At 71.6% G+C, this 17,004-nt stretch carries 15 protein-coding genes; 10 read left to right on the top strand and 5 right to left on the bottom strand.

Annotation, left to right across the window (positions count from 1 at the left end; translation table 11 throughout):
• A partial coding sequence (locus tag VXC91_RS24610) for a DEAD/DEAH box helicase (RefSeq protein WP_329509507.1) occupies positions 1–1,823 on the bottom strand: 1,823 nt, incomplete at its 3' end.
• A gap of 309 nt (positions 1,824–2,132) precedes the next feature.
• Here VXC91_RS24610 and VXC91_RS24605 point away from each other — a divergent pair.
• Positions 2,133–2,870, top strand: coding sequence for a ferritin-like fold-containing protein (locus tag VXC91_RS24605; RefSeq protein ID WP_329509506.1), 738 nt, complete (start codon positions 2,133–2,135; stop codon positions 2,868–2,870).
• 120 nt (positions 2,871–2,990) lie between these two features.
• Here VXC91_RS24605 and VXC91_RS24600 read toward each other — a convergent pair whose 3' ends face one another.
• From VXC91_RS24600 to VXC91_RS24585, 4 genes are all read right to left on the bottom strand, one after another.
• A complete protein-coding gene (locus tag VXC91_RS24600) occupies positions 2,991–3,260 on the bottom strand; it encodes a hypothetical protein (protein WP_329509505.1) in 270 nt (89 codons plus the stop codon).
• Between the two features lie 207 nt (positions 3,261–3,467).
• Positions 3,468–3,695 carry a DUF3107 domain-containing protein gene (locus VXC91_RS24595; RefSeq protein WP_329509504.1) on the bottom strand — a complete coding sequence of 76 codons (228 nt, stop codon included), beginning with the start codon at positions 3,693–3,695 and terminating at the stop codon, positions 3,468–3,470.
• 154 nt (positions 3,696–3,849) lie between these two features.
• Positions 3,850–4,494 (bottom strand): TetR/AcrR family transcriptional regulator, encoded by a 645-nt coding sequence (locus tag VXC91_RS24590; protein WP_329509503.1) that lies wholly within the window; start codon positions 4,492–4,494, stop codon positions 3,850–3,852.
• A 350-nt stretch (positions 4,495–4,844) separates the two neighbouring features.
• On the bottom strand, positions 4,845–5,066 hold the full coding sequence (locus VXC91_RS24585; RefSeq protein ID WP_329509502.1) for a hypothetical protein: 222 nt from the start codon (positions 5,064–5,066) through the stop codon (positions 4,845–4,847).
• A 204-nt stretch (positions 5,067–5,270) separates the two neighbouring features.
• Here VXC91_RS24585 and VXC91_RS24580 point away from each other — a divergent pair, with 204 nt between their 5' ends.
• The 9 genes from VXC91_RS24580 to VXC91_RS24540 all read left to right on the top strand — a co-directional run bounded on the left by VXC91_RS24580 (position 5,271) and on the right by VXC91_RS24540 (position 16,831).
• A complete protein-coding gene (locus tag VXC91_RS24580) occupies positions 5,271–6,350 on the top strand; it encodes an alpha/beta fold hydrolase (protein WP_329509501.1) in 1,080 nt (359 codons plus the stop codon).
• Positions 6,351–6,358: 8 nt separating this feature from the next.
• Positions 6,359–7,804 (top strand): DUF3152 domain-containing protein, encoded by a 1,446-nt coding sequence (locus VXC91_RS24575; protein WP_329509500.1) that lies wholly within the window; start codon positions 6,359–6,361, stop codon positions 7,802–7,804.
• A 56-nt stretch (positions 7,805–7,860) separates the two neighbouring features.
• On the top strand, positions 7,861–7,953 hold the full coding sequence (locus tag VXC91_RS24570) for an Ms4533A family Cys-rich leader peptide (RefSeq protein WP_329509499.1): 93 nt from the start codon (positions 7,861–7,863) through the stop codon (positions 7,951–7,953).
• Positions 7,954–8,130: 177 nt separating this feature from the next.
• On the top strand, positions 8,131–9,843 hold the full coding sequence (locus VXC91_RS24565; RefSeq protein WP_329509498.1) for an ABC transporter substrate-binding protein: 1,713 nt from the start codon (positions 8,131–8,133) through the stop codon (positions 9,841–9,843).
• A 4-nt stretch (positions 9,844–9,847) separates the two neighbouring features.
• Positions 9,848–10,864: an ABC transporter permease gene (locus VXC91_RS24560; RefSeq protein WP_329509497.1), complete on the top strand. Its 1,017-nt coding sequence runs from the start codon at positions 9,848–9,850 to the stop codon at positions 10,862–10,864.
• Positions 10,861–11,859 carry an ABC transporter permease gene (locus VXC91_RS24555; protein WP_329509496.1) on the top strand — a complete coding sequence of 333 codons (999 nt, stop codon included), beginning with the start codon at positions 10,861–10,863 and terminating at the stop codon, positions 11,857–11,859. The genes VXC91_RS24560 and VXC91_RS24555 overlap by 4 nt, the downstream gene beginning before the upstream one ends.
• Positions 11,856–13,472, top strand: a complete 1,617-nt coding sequence (locus VXC91_RS24550) for an ABC transporter ATP-binding protein (protein ID WP_329509495.1) — start codon at positions 11,856–11,858, stop codon at positions 13,470–13,472. Before VXC91_RS24555 ends, VXC91_RS24550 begins: the two co-directional genes overlap by 4 nt.
• A gap of 234 nt (positions 13,473–13,706) precedes the next feature.
• Positions 13,707–15,437 carry a DUF3492 domain-containing protein gene (locus VXC91_RS24545; protein ID WP_329509494.1) on the top strand — a complete coding sequence of 577 codons (1,731 nt, stop codon included), beginning with the start codon at positions 13,707–13,709 and terminating at the stop codon, positions 15,435–15,437.
• Positions 15,434–16,831, top strand: a complete 1,398-nt coding sequence (locus VXC91_RS24540; protein ID WP_329509493.1) for a hypothetical protein — start codon at positions 15,434–15,436, stop codon at positions 16,829–16,831. The genes VXC91_RS24545 and VXC91_RS24540 overlap by 4 nt, the downstream gene beginning before the upstream one ends.
• The last annotated feature ends 173 nt before the right edge of the window (positions 16,832–17,004 follow it).

Here is a 17,004-nt window from a genome sequence, read left to right as displayed (position 1 = left end):
TCCGCGGCCGCTGCCTTGCGGGTGCGGCGGCGGGGCTTGGTCTCCGTGGCTTCGGCAGTGTCGACGGCCGCCTCGGCGGCAGCAGGAGTCGCCTCCGCCGTGGCCGTCACCGCGTCCACGGCGGCCTCGGTCGCAGCCAGGGCCGTCTCGGCGGTCTTGCGGGTCCGGCGACGGCGCGGCTTCACGGGCTCGGCGGTGTCGACGGCTGTCTCCGCCGCCTCGGGCACCGTCGGCTCCGCCGTCTCCGGCACCGCGGCGACCGACTCCGCAGGCAACCCGCCGCGCATGCGGCGACGGCGGCGCGGCGTGCGTGGCTCCACGGCCTCGGCCGATTCCGGGGTTCCCGACGCGTCCGGGGCGGCCGGCGTCTCGACGGTCGCCCCGTTCCGCGTGCGACGACGGCGTCGCGGCGTACGCGCCGGACGCTCGCTCTCCACGGACGGGCCCGAGGAGCGGCGGGCGCGCGACCCGCGGCCGCCCGTCTCGCCGAGGTCCTCCAGCTCCTCCGCCGCGAGTCCCGCACGAGTGCGCTCGGAGCGCGGCAGGACGCCCTTCGTGCCCTCGGGGATACCGAGGTCGGCGAAGAGGTGCGGGGAGGTGGAGTACGTCTCCACCGGGTCGTTGAAGTTCAGCTCCAGCGCCTTGTTGATCAGCTGCCAGCGCGGGATGTCGTCCCAGTCGACGAGCGTGATCGCCGTACCCGACGCGCCGGCCCGGCCCGTACGGCCGATGCGGTGCAGGTACGTCTTCTCGTCCTCGGGGGACTGGTAGTTGATGACGTGCGTGACGCCCTCGACGTCGATGCCGCGCGCGGCCACGTCGGTGCAGACGAGTACGTCCACCTTGCCGTTGCGGAAGGCCCGCAGCGCCTGCTCGCGCGCGCCCTGGCCCAGGTCGCCGTGGACCGCGCCGGACGCGAAGCCACGCCGCTGGAGCTGCTCCGCGATGTCGGCCGCCGTCCGCTTCGTGCGGCAGAAGATCATCGCCAGTGCGCGGCCCTTGGCCTGCAGTATGCGCGCGACCATCTCCGGCTTGTCCATCGAGTGCGCGCGGAAGACGTGCTGCGCGATGTTCGCGACGGTGGCGCCCTCGTCGTCCGGCGCCGTGGCCCGGATGTGCGTCGGCTGGGACATGTAGCGGCGGGCGAGGCCGATGACCGCTCCCGGCATGGTCGCCGAGAACAGCATGGTCTGGCGCTTCGCCGGGAGCATGTCGATGATCTTCTCGACGTCGGGCAGGAAGCCCAGGTCGAGCATCTCGTCGGCCTCGTCGAGCACCAGGCACTTGACGTGCTTCAGGTTCAGCTTCTTCTGGCCGGCCAGGTCCAGCAGGCGGCCCGGGGTGCCGACGACCACGTCGACGCCCTTCTTCAGAGCCTCGACCTGGGGCTCGTACGCCCGGCCGCCGTAGATCGCCGTGACCCGTACGTTGCGTACCTTGCCCGCGGTGAGCAGGTCGTTGGTGACCTGCGTGCACAGCTCACGGGTGGGGACGACGACAAGCGCCTGTGGGGAGTCGGTGAGCGCCTCGGGCCTGGCGCGGCCCGCTTCGACGTCCGCAGGGACGGTGACGCGCTCGAGGAGCGGGAGGCCGAAACCGAGCGTCTTGCCGGTGCCGGTCTTGGCCTGGCCGATGACGTCCGTGCCGGAGAGGGCTACGGGGAGCGTCATCTCCTGGATGGGGAAGGGGTTGATGATGCCGACGGCTTCCAGGGCCTCGGCCGTCTCGGGAAGGATCCCGAGTTCTCGAAAAGTCGTAGTCAGGGTGCTGCCTCTTCTGTGTACGCGATGCGAGGCGAGCGCGGGGGTCGTGACCGTGCGGATGACGTCGGCCTGCTTGGGGGACGGGCCTGTGGCACGGGACCACGCCGACGCTCCAGCGCTCGTACCGCTGAGGGTCTCTCCGGATGCCGTACGCACAGTGCCGTACAGACAGTGAGAGCTGTCAGGTCGGAGCCGATCGGGCCACCGACCGGGCATCCTCATACGTGCGGCCCGTCGAATACTCGGCAGCCGCATTACCACCATACCCCGGAATCGCGCACACGTGATGGCCGATTCGGTCACGTAGCCGTCGTCACAGTGATTGACCAGGGACTTCCGCAGTGCGGTGAGCGGGCTATTGTGCGCTTCATGACGACGCCTGACAACGCCTCCGACGCTTCCGCCGAACCCACCTCGGTCGCCGCCCAGGACTGGGCGAAGGCCTCCGTCGACCCCCAGTACCGTGCCGCGGTCGTGGACCTGCTCGGAGCGCTCGCCTACGGCGAACTGGCGGCGTTCGAGCGGCTCGCGGAGGACGCCAAACTCGCACCCACGCTGACGGACAAGGCGGAACTGGCGAAGATGGCGTCCGCCGAGTTCCACCACTTCGAGCGGATCAGGAACCGGCTCACGGAGATCGGGGCGGAGCCCACCCAGGCGATGGACCCGTTCGTCGCGGCGTACGACAGCTTCCACAAGCAGACGGCGCCCTCGGACTGGCTCGAGGGGCTCGTCAAGGCGTACGTGGGCGACTCGATCGCCAGCGACTTCTACCGGGAGGTCGCGGCCCGCCTCGATTCCGACACCCGTGAACTCGTCCTGGCCGTGCTGGACGACACCGGGCACGCCGGCTTCGCCGTCGAGAAGGTGCGCGCCGCGATCGACGCCGACCCGCGTGTGGGCGGTCGGCTCGCGCTCTGGGCCCGGCGGCTGATGGGCGAGGCCCTGTCGCAGTCGCAGCGAGTGGTCGCGGAGCGGGACGCGCTGTCGACGATGCTCGTGGGCGGCGTCGCGGACGGCTTCGACCTCGCCGAGGTCGGCAGGATGTTCTCCCGGATCACCGAGGCGCACACCAAGCGGATGGCGGCCCTGGGGCTTGCCGCCTGATCACCGCGGCGGCCGCGCGTACGTCACGGCGGCCGCCGTCCCGGTCGCGGCCGCCGCTTTCGGAGTGCCCGGGAGCCCCGTCAGGGGAGCCCCGGGCGTCGTCGTGCCCGGCGACCGGCCTCAGGCCGTCGCCGACCGGCGGCGAAACCTTTCCGCGGGCCGCAGCAACAGCGACAGTGAGGCCGCGGAGAGGATCAGTGCCCCGAGGAGGATCACCAGGAGGCTCCCCGCGCCGACCGCGCTGTGGGTGACGAACGCTCCGAAGAGAGCCCCCGCGACGCCCGTCGGCAGCACGAGGACGCGAGACGGCAGCCGGTGGGGCAGCCGTTGTGTCGCGACCCATGCCAGGGCGAGCCCGAGGACGGCGGAGCCGAGCGCTTCCAAGAACATGACGAGGTTCCCTCCCGCACGGCTGCTGCCTGGGCAAATCGGTCGTAGCCGGTACTACCCGCGGTGTGCGGAACACAATCCTCCCCTGTGCGGGGGATGTGCTCCGTCCGTGTGTGCGCTCCGTGCCTGCGCAGCCGCGGCGGGCCGGGACGGAGCAACGCAGGGGGCCCGTCGGCACACGCCGCCGGACCCCTGCTCCGTTCGGGACTACAGCGTGCCGAAGCCCACCTTGCGCGGGGCCTGCTCGCCGATCTCCACGTACGCGAGGCGGTCGGCCGGGACGAGAAGCTTTCGGCCGTGCTCGTCCACGAGGCTGAGCAGCGGCGACTTACCGGCCAGTGCCTCGGCCACGAGGTGCTCGACCTCCTCGGCACTCTGACCGCTCTCCAGAACGATCTCGCGGGGTGCGTGCTGCACGCCGATCTTGACCTCCACGGCTTTGTCCCTCCGACGGTCAGTGATGTGCGCGGCCGTCCGCGCGGTACCAGCACACATTAGCCCGGTGAGGGGACGTGCACGCTCCGCTCCAACACGCCAGGAGCGAACAGCCGACGGGAACAAAACCGCAGTACATCCCCGCGGGCACGGCTCAGTGGTGTTGCTCGCTGCCGTGCAGCGGGAATCCCGCGATGCCCCGCCAGGCCAGCGAGGTCAGCAGCTGGACCGCCTGGTCGCGGGGCACGCTGTGGTCGCTGTGCAGCCAGGAGCGCGCCACCACCTGGGCGAGGCCGCCGAGGCCCGAGGCCAGCAGCATCGACTCGGCCCGGGACAGGCCGGTGTCCTCGGCGATGACGTCGCAGATCGCCTCCGCGCACTCGATCGTGACCTTGTCGACGCGCTCGCGCACGGCGGGCTCGTTGGTCAGGTCCGACTCGAAGACCAACCGGAAGGCGCCACCGTCGTCCTCGACGTACGCGAAGTACGCGTCCATCGTGGCCCGTACGCGCTGCTTGTTGTCGCTCGTCGACGCGAGCGCGCCCCGTACGGCCTCCAGCAGGGCCTCGCAGTGCTGGTCCAGCAGAGCCAGATAGAGGTCGAGCTTGCCGGGGAAGTGCTGGTAGAGCACCGGTTTGCTGACGCCGGCCCGCTCGGCGATGTCGTCCATCGCGGCCGCGTGGTAGCCCTGGGCCACGAAGACTTCCTGGGCGGCGCCCAGCAGCTGGTTCCGTCGGGCACGGCGCGGCAGGCGAGTGCCCCGCGGGCGTGCCGCCTCTGTCTGCTCGATGGCTGTCACGCCGCCTCCCAAAATCGTCCACTTGCGGTGTGCGCCGCGCCGCCATCGTACTTTTCGGTAACCGTGCTGTGCGCGGTGCGAATGCAGAATTTCACGGACCGGACGGTGGTGAAAGCCGCGCGGAGCGCGCTCAACGGGGCAGGTCGGGCGAAAGGCGCCCTGACACCGGCCGGCGGCACGCGGTCTTGTGGCTCGCGCACTGCCCACTTGCCTGTCCGAGCGGACCGCCCTGTCCTGGGTGATCGTCTCTCCCGTCGTGATCGTGTCCGGAGCCGGCCGTCCCACCTGAGGTGATCGTCCTCGTACCTCACCGCTCTCGTACCCCGACCGATCTCGTACCCCGCCACCGCTCAGCGATAGTCGTCCTCGTCGAGGGTCACGACGCGTTTCTGTTCCACGAGGTCCGCCTCGTTGGCGCGCAGGGTCTCCTCCTCGGTCAGGCGCTCGTCCCGCTCCGGGGCGAGCGCCGCGTGCTGTTCCGCGGCGTCGTTCTCGGGGGCCTCCACGTCGAGTTCCGCGGCCTCGGACTCGTCGTCCTCGAACGTCTCGGGATCAGTGGGGTCTACGGCCATGGTGGGCTCCCTTCCTAGAACTCCTGGAGCGTCCCTGAAAGAGGCAGGGTCCACATGCGGGTGCCCTGCTATGAGCCTAGGAGACACCCGATCGGGACGCTATGTGTGGTGAGAGGCCGCTTCGGGCCCTCCACCGGGGCGGACGCCGGCCGTTGTGACGGCGAACACACGAATTGCTGCGTGATCGTCTCGTAACATTGCCGCATGTCTTCGACCGAGCTCCCGTCCGTGGCGGCCGCCAATGTGCTCCCGAAGGTGGCGCCTGTCAGGGTCGAGGAAGGGGAGTGGCTCAGGTCGGTCGGATTGCCGGGCATCACGCTGACCGTGCGGTTGAGGCCGCCGGAGCGTGACGGGCTGCCGCCCGCGCTGTACATCCACGGACTCGGCGGTTCCTCCCAGAACTGGTCCGCCCTGATGGCACTGCTCGACGGGCTCGTCGACGGCGAGGCACTGGACCTGCCGGGCTTCGGCGACTCGCCGCCGCCGGACGACGGCGACTACTCGGTCACGGGGCACGCGCGTGCGGTCATCCGCTATCTCGACGCGTCGGGGCGTGGGCCCGTGCATCTGTTCGGCAATTCCATGGGTGGTGCCGTCACCACGCGTGTGGCGGCCGTACGCCCGGATCTCGTGCGTACGCTCACACTCGTCTCGCCCGCACTCCCGGAGATCTTCATCCAGCGGGGTGCCGTCCCGACCGGGCTGCTGGCGCTGCCCGGCGTCGCCGGGCTGTTCACCCGGTACACCCGGGGCTGGACGGCCGAACAGCGGGTCCGGGGGGTCATGGCGCTGTGCTACGGCGACCCCGGACGTGTCACGCCGGAGGGCTTCCGCAATGCGGTGGAGGAGATGGAACGGCGCCTGCGGCTGCCGTACTTCTGGGACGCGATGGCGCGCTCGGCGCGCGGGATCGTGAACGCGTACACGCTGGGCGGGCAGCACGCGCTCTGGCGCCAGGCGGAGCGGGTCCTCGCCCCGACGCTGCTGGTGTACGGCGGCCGGGACCAGCTGGTCTCGTTCCGCATGGCCCAGCGGGCGTCGCGCGCCTTCCGCGATTCCCGGCTGCTGACCCTCCCGGAGGCGGGGCACGTGGCGATGATGGAGTACCCCGACGTGGTCACCTCGGCGTTCCGCGAGCTGCTCGCGGACACCGGCGGGTTGCCCGAGACGGTGGGCGGGCCCGAGAATGCGCGCGACGGCTGTGGAGCCGGTGACGGCGACACGCCCGACGGCGAGGGTTCCGGGGCCACGGACGAGTCCGGCACCGCCGGCGCGGGGAGCTGAGGCGCGGCGTGGGACGGCACAGCCGCAAGGGGCGGGGCGACAGGACGCATACGGACACGGGTACGGCGCCGGGCATACCGGCGACGGACGTCTCGGCACGCGGCGCGGCGGACGCGCGCCACGGGATCGAGGGCACGCCCGCCCAGGGCATCCCGCGGTTCCGGGACGGGACGCCGGCGCATGGGGTGCCGCGGTTCCCTGACGGCACGCCCGCACAGGGAGTGCCCCGCTTCCCCGGCGGGGCCCCGGCACAGCGTGTGCCTTGGCCGGGCGACGGGACGCCGGCTCATGGGGTGCCGCGTTTCGCCGACGGCACCCCAGCCCACGGCGTCCCCCAGGTCCGTGGCGGGCATCCGCAGCAGCGTGAATCCGGTGGTGGCTGGGGCGAGTTCAGGGCCGGGACGGTGTCCACGGAGGCACCGCAGGCCGCGCCCCCGGGTCGTCCCGGGTCCCGCATCCCCGCTCAGCGGCCGCAGGCGGACGGCCCCCGCCAGGAGTACCTCGACGCCTTCGACGAGGACGACGACGTCTTCACTCCCCGCTGCAAGGGCGTCGCCGTCCCCCGCACCGAAACCAGCCCCGCCAGGACCGACACCGAGACCGGCGACGCACCGGCAGTCGGAGCCCAGGAGGCGCCGCGCGAGGGGAACGGCAGGGGACGTACGTTCGCCGGGATCGCGGCCGCCGCCGTGACCACGGTGCTCGCGGTCGTCGTCGCCGGCCAGGTCACCGACGGACAGGGCGTCACCGCCGCGAAGGCTCCGGCCGGCACCGACCGGGCCCGCGACATCCACGGCTCAGCCACCCGCGGCGACGGCCGCCCGACCCCGTCCACCTCGCCCGCCGCGGCGCCGCTGACGTACGAGCAGGCCATGGACAGGAGGTACCCGCTGAGTGCCACGCTGAAGGGCTCGGGGAAGTATTACGCCGTCCCCGGCTTCGCCAAGGCGCCCGGCACCGGCCGGAAGTACACCTATCGCGTGGACGTGGAGAAGGGGCTCGGTCTCGACGGCGAGCTGTTCGCGCAGGCCGTCCAGAAGACCCTCAACGACGACCGCAGCTGGGCCCACCACGGCGCCCGGACCTTCGAGCGCATCTACTCCGGCAAGCCCGACTTCGTGATCACACTCGCCAGCCCCGGCACCACCGCCGACTGGTGCGCCAAGTCGGGCCTCGACACGACGGAGGACAACGTCTCCTGCGACTCGGCCTCCACCGAGCGTGTGATGATCAACGCCTATCGGTGGGCCCAGGGGGCGACCACGTACGGTGACGAAATTCACTCCTACCGCCAGATGCTGATCAACCACGAGGTCGGCCACCGCCTCGGCTACGGCCATGTCACCTGTGACAAGGACGGCGAGCCGGCGCCGGTCATGCAGCAGCAGACGAAGTTCCTCGACCACGACGGGATCCACTGTCTGCCCAACCCCTGGCCGTACCCCCGGAGTTGACGGGTGGCGCTGTCGTCAAATTGACATGCGCAGAGAGTTCGTTCATATTTCTACGCATGTCGCCCCGTCACGCCCTCAGCCGCGCCGCCATCGAGCTGGCGCTCATCGGCGTGACCCCGCTCTGCGTGGCCGACATCCACTGTCGCTGACGCCCGCCCCTGGCGTTCGCGTCGCGATCTTCCTCTCCTCCGTGATCCCTCCACACCGCTGATCGGCTCACGGTTCCCCACGACCCGGCGCCCGGGCAGACGTCTGCTCCCATCCGTCTCACCAGTCGTTCACTTGTCTCGTCAATCGAGACGTGCCTTCGAGAGGTCGTCATTCCGATGCGTCAATCGTCCGTCATAGCGCGCCGCCTGGCAGCGGCATCCGTCGGCCTGGTCGTGGCAGCGGGCGCCGCCGCCTGCGGGCCGAAGGACAACGATGCCAAGGGCGCCGGTGGCGACTCCACGCCCCACAAGGGCGGCACGCTGTCCGTCCTGAACTCCGACCCTCAGGAGGACTTCGACCCGGCCCGCCTGTACACCTCCGGCGGCGGCAACGTCCCCTCCCTCGTCTTCCGCACCCTCACCACGCGCAACCGCGAGGACGGTGCGGCCGGCACCAAGGTCGTCCCGGACCTCGCCACGGACACCGGGCGCCCGAGCCAGAACGCGACCGTGTGGACGTACACCCTCAAGAAGGGCCTCAAGTACGAGGACGGCACCCCGATCACCTCGGCCGACATCAAGTACGGCATCGAGCGCTCCTTCGCGCCGGAACTCTCGGGCGGCGCCCCCTATCTGCGCGACTGGCTGGTCGGCGCCGCCGACTACCAGGGCCCGTACAAGGACAAGAAGGGCCTGGCGGCGATCGGGACGCCGGACGAGCGGACCATCGTCTTCCACCTGAACAAGCCCGAGGGCGAGTTCCCGTACCTGGCCACCCAGACGCAGTTCACGCCCGTGCCGAAGGCCAAGGACACCGGCACCAAGTACGAGGAGCACCCGATCTCGTCGGGCCCGTACAAGGTCGTCGAGAACCAGAACGACGGTGAGCGGCTCGTCCTGGAACGCAACACGAACTGGTCGGAGGACGACCAGCGCAAGGCCTACCCGGACAAGATCGACGTACGCTCCGGGCTCGACTCCTCCGTGATCAACCAGCGGCTGTCGGCGTCCCAGGGCACGGACGCCGCCGCGGTCACCACGGACACCAACCTCGGCCCGGCCGAGCTCGCCAAGGTGACCGGCGACAAGGAACTGGCGTCGCGCGTCGGCACCGGCCACTTCGGCTACACGAACTACATCGCGTTCAATCCGACGGTCAAGCCGTTCGACAACGTCAAGGTGCGGCAGGCGATCTCGTACGCCATCGACCGGTCTTCGGTCGTCAACGCGGCGGGCGGATCCGCGCTGGCCGATCCCGCGACCACCTTCCTGCCGAACCAGAAGTCCTTCGGCTACACGCCGTACGACCTCTTCCCGGCGGGCAGGACGGGCGACGCGGCCAAGGCCGAGGAACTGCTGAAGGAGGCCGGCCACCCGAACGGGCTCACGGTCACCCTGACCCACTCCAACAGCAAGGACTTCGAGACCAGCCCGGAGATCGCCACCGCCATCCAGGACGCGCTCAAGAAGGCCGGCATCACGGTCAAGCTCCAGGGCCTGGAGGACAACGACTACAAAGACAAGATCCACAGCGTGAAGACCGAGCCGGGCTTCTTCCTGGCCCACTGGGGCGCCGACTGGCCGTCCGGCGGTCCGTTCCTCGCCCCGATCTTCGACGGCCGGCAGATCGTCAAGGACGGCGCGAACTTCAACACGGGTCTGCTGAACGACACGTCCGTCAACACCGAGATCGATGCGATCAACAAGTTGACCGACCTCGACGCGGCCGCCGAGCGCTGGGGCGCGCTGGACAAGAAGATCGGCGAGCAGGCCCTGACCGTGCCGCTGTTCCACCCGGTCTACAAGCGCCTGTACGGCAAGGACGTCAAGAACATCGTGATCAGCGACTGGACCGGTGTGCTGGACGTCTCGCAGGTCGCGGTGAAGTGACGCCGTGAGCGAGGCACTTGTCGCCTCTCAGGCCCCCGGGACGGACACGCCCGTCCCGGGGGCCTCGGGGGCTCGTCAGTTCTGGCGGCGGCTGCGGGAGCAGCGCGCCGCCCTTGTCGCGGCCGTCGTCGTCGCGCTGCTGGTCCTGATCGCGCTCGCCGCGCCTCTCCTCGCCGCGCTCGAGGGCCAGGACCCGACCACGTACCACCCCGCACTCATCGACTCGGCCCGCGGCGGTGTTCCCGTCGGGTCGCTCGGCGGCATGAGCGCCGACCACTGGCTCGGCGTCGAACCGCAGACCGGACGCGACCTGTTCGCGCGTCTGGTGTACGGGGCCCGGGTGTCGCTGGGCGTCGCCCTCGCGGCGACCGTGGTGCAGGTCGTCATCGGCGTCACGATCGGCGTCGCTTCCGCGCTCGGTAATCGATGGGTCGACCAGCTTCTGAGCCGCGTCACCGACATCATCGTCGCCATGCCGCTGATGATCATGTCCCTGGCGCTGCTCGCGATCGTGCCGTCGAGCTTCCCGCGGCCCGTTCTGGTCACCCTTGTCATCGGCCTGATCGCCTGGGGCAACATCGCCAAGATCGTGCGCGCGCAGACGCTCACCCTCAAGGGCCTCGACTACGTCTCCGCGGCCCGGCTCAGCGGATGGGGGACGTGGCGGATCGCCCGCCGTGAGCTCCTGCCCGGTCTCGCCGCGCCCGTCATCACGTACGCGGCCCTGCTCGTCCCCATCAACATCTCGATCGAGGCCGCCTTGTCCTTCCTCGGCGTGGGCGTGAAACCGCCGACGCCGTCCTGGGGGCAGATGCTGACCGCCGCCGACGTCTGGTACGAGGCGGCCCCTCAGTACCTGCTGTTCCCCGCCGGTGCCCTGTTCGTGACCGTCCTCGCGCTCACCGTCCTCGGCGACGGCGTGCGCACCGCGCTCGACCCGCGCGTCGCCTCCCGCCTGCGCGTCGGCACGGGTCGCAGGCGCGAGACCCGGGCGAGCTACGGGAAGGGAGCGGACGCATGAGCGGCTTCGGCGGTTTCGTGGTGCGCCGCGGCGTCGGGGCCGTGGTCACCCTGTTCGCCATCTCGGTGATCATCTACGTCGTCTTCTACGCCACCCCCGGCGACGTCGCCCAGATCACCTGTGGTCCGCGCTGCTCGCCGGAGCAGGTGCACCAGGTCGCCCAGCAGCTCAGGCTCGACGACCCGCTGTACCTGCGCTACTGGCACTTCCTGGAAGGCATCCTCGTCGGCCAGGACTACTCCACCGGTACGTCCGTACAGCATTGCTCCGCACCCTGTCTCGGCCTGTCGTACCAGAGCGACCGGCAGGTCACCCAGCTGATCCTGACCAAGCTCCCGGTCAGCCTGTCCCTCGTGCTCGGCGCGATGGCCCTGTGGCTCGTCCTGGGCGTCGGCACCGGCATGCTCTCCGCGTGGCGGCGCGGCCGGCTGAGCGAGCGTGTGCTGACCGGCATCACCCTGGCGGGGACGGCAACACCTGTCTTCGTCATCGGCCTGGTCCTGATGATCGTCGTCTGCGGCGAACTGCATCTGCTGCCCTTCCCGCAGTACGTGGCCCTGACCGACGATCCCGAGCAGTGGGCGTGGAACCTGCTGCTGCCGTGGCTCTCGCTCGCCCTGATCGAGGCCGCCTCGTTCGCCCGCCTGACCAGGGTGTCGATGCTGGAGACGCTCGCCGAGGACCACATACGGACCTTCCGGGCCTATGGCGTCGGCGAGCGCTCGGTCATCGGGCGGCACGCACTGCGCGGCGCACTCGCCCCGGTCATCGCGCTCAACGCGAACAACTTCGGTTCGGCCGTCGGCGGTGCCGTTCTCACCGAGACGCTGTTCGGGCTCCCCGGCATCGGTCAGGAACTGGTGCACGCGGTGGCGGTCGTCGACCTGCCGGTGGTCGTCGGCATGGTCCTGGTCATCGGCTTCTTCGTGGTCATCGCCAATGCCGTCGCGGACCTGCTGTACGCGGTGGCCGACCGACGGGTGGTACTGGCATGAGCGACTCCACTGTGACGCCGCCGCTGGTGGACGTGACGGACCTCACCGTCGAGTTCGGCGGGCTGCGCGCCGTCGACGGGCTCTCCTTCCGGCTGGCCGAGGGGGCCGCGCTCGGTCTGGTCGGCGAATCCGGCTCGGGCAAGTCCACCGTCGCGTCCGCCCTGCTGGGGCTGCACCGCGGCACGGGCGCCCGGGTCGGCGGTTCGGTCCTGGTGGCCGGGACCGACGTGGGACGGGCGTCCGACGACGAACTGGGCCGGCTGCGGGGCGGAAAGGCCGCCATGGTCTTCCAGGACCCCCTGTCGTCCCTGGACCCCTACTACGCGATCGGCGACCAGATGGCCGAGGTGTACCGGGTGCACACCCGCGCGTCGCGGCGTGCGGCTCGCGCGCGTGCCGTCGAAGTGCTGGACAGGGTGGGGATCCCGGACGCGGCCCGGCGGTCCCGCTCGCGCCCGCACGAGTTCAGCGGCGGTATGCGCCAGCGTGCCCTGATCGCCATGGCACTCGCCTGCGAGCCCGACCTGCTGATCGCCGACGAGCCGACCACCGCGCTGGACGTGACCGTCCAGGCCCAGATCCTCGACCTGCTGCACACCCTGCGGAAGGAGACCGGGATGGGGCTGCTGCTGGTCACGCACGACGTGGGCGTCGCCGCCGAGAGCGTCGACGAGGTCCTCGTCATGCGGCACGGCAAGGCCGTCGAGCACGGCTCGGTCGCCACCGTGCTCGGGGCGCCCCGCGAGGAGTACACACGGGACCTGCTCAGCGCGGTCCCGCGCGTGGACGTGTCCCGTGTCTCCCCGGTCACCGCCTCGGACGAAGTCGTCATCGAGGCCGTCGGACTGCGGCGCGAATTCGGCCGCGGCCGGAGCAGGTTCGCCGCCGTGGACGGCGTGTCGCTGACGGTCCGGCGCGGCGAGACCCTCGGAGTCGTGGGCGAGAGCGGCAGCGGGAAGACCACACTCGGGCGCATGCTGGTCGGGCTCCTGGAGCCCACGGCCGGCGAGGTCCGCTACGAGGGCGGCGTGCGGTCGGGGGTGAGCCCGGCCGTGCAGATGGTCTTCCAGGACCCCGTCTCCTCCCTCAACCCCCGGCGCTGCGTGGGCGAGTCGATCGCCGACCCGCTGCGGGCACGCGGAGAACGTGACGAGCGGCAGATCCGGCACCGCGTGGGCGAACTCCTCGAGCGCGTCGGACTCGACGCGGCGCACTACGACCGCTACCCGCACGAGTTCAGCGGCGGGCAGCGTCAGCGCGTCGGCATCGCACGGGCGCTCGCCGCCGATCCGCACGTCATCGTGTGCGACGAGCCGGTGTCCGCCCTCGACGTCACCACCCAGGCCCAAGTGGTCGCCCTGCTCGGCGAGTTGCAGCGCGAACTCGGGCTTGCGCTCGTCTTCGTGGCGCACGACCTCGCCGTCGTGCGCCAGGTCAGCGACCGGGTCGCCGTGATGCGTCGCGGACAGATCGTCGAGCACGGGCCCGCCGACGCGGTGTACGAGTCGCCCCAGGGCCCTTACACCAAGCAGCTCCTGGCCGCCGTACCGGCCCTCGACCCTGAGGTGGCCGCCCGGCGGCGCACCGCGCGCAGTGAGCTGACGGTGGCGTGAGACCCCGCCGGGCGGGCCCCGGCCCCGGACCGGCCGTAGGTCGACGGAATGTGATCCGTTGAACTCATAGCGCGACCAAACGCGCGCCGTCCGGGAAAGTTACGACCGTTCACCCCTTTTGGTGGCGCGATGGACAACCGTCCGTCGCGCCACCGCCTTGTCCGCATACGTTCGTCCCGCTGCGAGCCGCCGGGGCCAACGGCGGTTCCCATACGGGAGATCGGGGGTGCACTCGTGCGCATCGGACTGCTTACGGAAGGTGGCTATCCGTATGTGAATGGTGACGCCGGGCTCTGGTGCGTCCGGCTGGTGCGCGGGCTCGGGCAGCATGAGTTCGACGTCTACGCGCTCAGCCGCACGGAGCGGCAGGAGGCCGAGGGCTGGATCCCGCTGCCACCGCAGGTGGGCAGGGTTCGGACGGCGCCCTTGTGGACACCGCAGGACGACGCGGCCGCGCACGGGCGCCGGGCGCGACGGCGGTTCGCCGAGGCGTACGCGGAGCTGACCGCCGCGCTCTGCATGGCGCCCGAGCCGGGGGCTCCACACAAGACGTCCGAAGGTGCCGGTCCCGAGGCGGACCGTTTCGGCGGCGCGCTGTACGCGCTCGCCGAACTCGCCCGTGACGAGGGCGGACTGACCGGCGTCCTGCGCTCGGAGACCGCACTGCGCACCCTGGAACGGGCCTGCCGCGCGCCCCACGCCCTGCGCGCGGCGCGCACGGCGCGCGTTCCCGAACTGCTCGAGGTGGCCGCTCAGTTCGAGCGCGCCCTGCGCCCGCTTTCGCTCCCCTGGTACGAGGACGACGGACTCGGGGCGGTCGATCTCTGCCACGCCACCACAGGCGGCGCCGCGGCCCTCACCGGGCTGCTCGCCGGACACTTCACCGGAGTTCCGCTGCTGGTCACCGAGTACGGCGTACAGCTGCGAGCGCACTATCTGGGGGCGCAGGAGGGGGCGTCGCCCGTACGCGCGCTGCTCGCCTCCTTCCACCGGCGGCTGGCTGCCGAGGTCTACCGGAGAGCCGCCTGCATCACGCCCGGCAACACCCACGCCCGCCGCTGGCAGGAACGGTGCGGCGCCGACCGGGCGAGACTGCGCACGGTCTACCCCGGCATGGAGGCGTCCCGCTTCACGGAGGTGGGCGAATCCGCCGACGGCGCGGACCCGCACACCCTGGTCTGGGTCGGCCGTATCGAGCCCGCCAAGGACCTGATCTCCCTGCTGCACGCCTTCGGTGAGATCCACAGGGAGGAGCCGAAGGCACGCCTGCGGATCGTCGGGGCCGCGGCGGACACCGACGGCACGGCCTATCTGGGGCACTGCCGGGCGCTGGCCGCACAACTCTTCCCCGACGAGGCCGAAGGTGTGCACGCCATCGGCGACAACCCGGTCTCCTTCGAGGAGATCGGCGGGCCGGAGGTGCCCGACCTGGCGGAGGCGTACGCGGCCGGCGCGGTCGTCGTCCTGTCCAGCGTCGTCGAAGGGTTTCCGATCAGCCTGGTGGAGGCCATGTTCTGCGGCCGGGCGACGGTGTCCACGGACGTGGGCGCGGTCGTTGAGGTCATCGGGGGCACGGGCCTCGTGGTCCCGCCGCGCAATCCACGGGCGCTCGCGGAGGCATGTCTGGCGTTGCTGCGCGCCCCCGAGCGCCGTGAGCGCCTCGGCGCGGCCGCCCGCGCGCGAGCCCTCGAGCTGTTCACGGTGGAGCAGAACGTGGCGGCATTTCACGGCATTTACGTGGAGATCGTGTCCCACGCGCCGGTACGGCGGGTGCTTGTGGACGACTCGGGTGAGCCGTTGCCCTTCGGAGCGCCGGCGGAGTCGCACCTGCCCGGCCGCTGGACCCAGGTGCGACCGCTGGGCGCCAGACCTCGCTGGGCGTGGGCGCCGGGTGAGCCGACGGCTCCCTTGCGTGCCACGCGACAGCTCCAGGGACCCGTCCCGGCGGTGGAGGGTGCGCGATGAGCGGCGTGGGAGAACTCGACCGCCCCGGGCCCTGGGACACACGGTCGGAGGACTGGCTCGCCGGGGTGTGGGAGGGGCACGCGGACGCGGACGGGCTGACCGGGACCCCCGGGCGCGCGGACGAGGCCGTTCCGGGCGCCGACGGCGAGAACCGAGCCGAGGGCGGAGCGGGATCCGGCGCGACGAAGGTCACAGCGGAGGCGGGTGGGGCGGCGCTTCACACACCGGAGGCCGGGGCACGCTCGGATGCCACCGCGCCCGAGCCCGCACCCCCGGCCGCCGGCGGCCGTGCGACGACCGGGGGCCCCGATCCGGCCCGCAGACCCTCCGCCCGTCGCGGTGCCGTCGACCCGGTCAAGGCGCTCCTGCACCGGCACCGCGACCTGTGCGAGCGCGCCGTCGACCCGCTCGAGATCGCGGCCGGTCTGGAGGCCCACGGCCTGACCGACCGGACCGCCGCCCGTTTCCGGCACCGCGATGTGTTCTCGCTCGCAGAGGAGATGTACGCGCGTGTGCCACGCGACGGCGACCCGCCCCCGCCGCGGCCCGCCGAGGCCGCCCGCGAGCACTGGCTGTGGACGGTCCTCGTGCTGCTCCCCGGCGCGCTCTGCACGGCTGCCGTCATCGGGCTGCGGGCCACCGAAGGCAGGCCCCGGCTCGCCGTCGCCGCGCTCGGCGTCCTCGCCGTCGCGTTCGGTCTGCGCACGGCGCTCCGGCGCGGCCCGCTCCGTGCCCCCACACATGCCACGTCCACCGCGACCCGCGCAGGGACCTGCTGGCTGCTCGCCTACGCCCTCCTCGGCGACGGACTGCTGAACGCCGCGCTGAACGGCGGCCCCCACAGCCCCTGGACCCCGGCCGTCTCACCCGTTCTCGCCCTTGCCCTGGCGTTCGGCCCCGCCGTTTGGTGTGCCCACCTCTTCGCTCTGCGCTCCCGCCGCAAACTCACCGTCAGCCGCGGCCTGGAGGACTTCTCGTCCTCGGCGAAACCGCTCCTGCTCGGCACGTTCGGACTCTTCCTCTGCGCCCTCGGCGCACTGCTCGCACTGTGCGCGGCACTGCTGGGCGAGCCCACGGCATTCGCCGGTGCCTTCGCGTTGGGAGCGCTCCTCCTGCTCGCCCGACTGCTCGCCGCGCACGGTTTCGGCCATGCCCCGGCGGTCGTCCTCGGCAGCGTGGCCGCCGCCGAGGCCACGGCCCTGGCCACGGTCCTCGCCGGCCGGCTCCCCGGCTGCTCGTTCCTGGTCACACCGGTGCGCAGCCTGACCGACGCCTGGGGCGCGGACGCCGTCCCGGCCCTGCTCTGTGCGCCGGCCGCCCTGGTCCTGCTGCTCCACGCACTCCGGACCCTGACCCGGGCCTCCGCCCACGCCCGGCCGCCCGGATCACCCTGAGCCCGGTCCATGACATCCCCGCCCCCGACGTCATGAACCGCCACCTCGGCCAGGGACCTCGTCCCCGGCTCCCCGTTCCCGCGGGGCCGACACCGCGGGACCTCTCATCCCACGGCACCACCCCGAAGGAGAACGCCAGATGATCACCTCCCGAACCGGAGAATCCGCCCCGG

Source organism: Streptomyces chiangmaiensis (genome assembly GCF_036281785.1).
Taxonomy (GTDB): Bacteria; Actinomycetota; Actinomycetes; order Streptomycetales; family Streptomycetaceae; genus Streptomyces; species Streptomyces chiangmaiensis.
The sequence above is the reverse complement of the archived record's forward strand: the minus strand, read 5'-3'. Positions and strand labels throughout refer to the sequence as shown.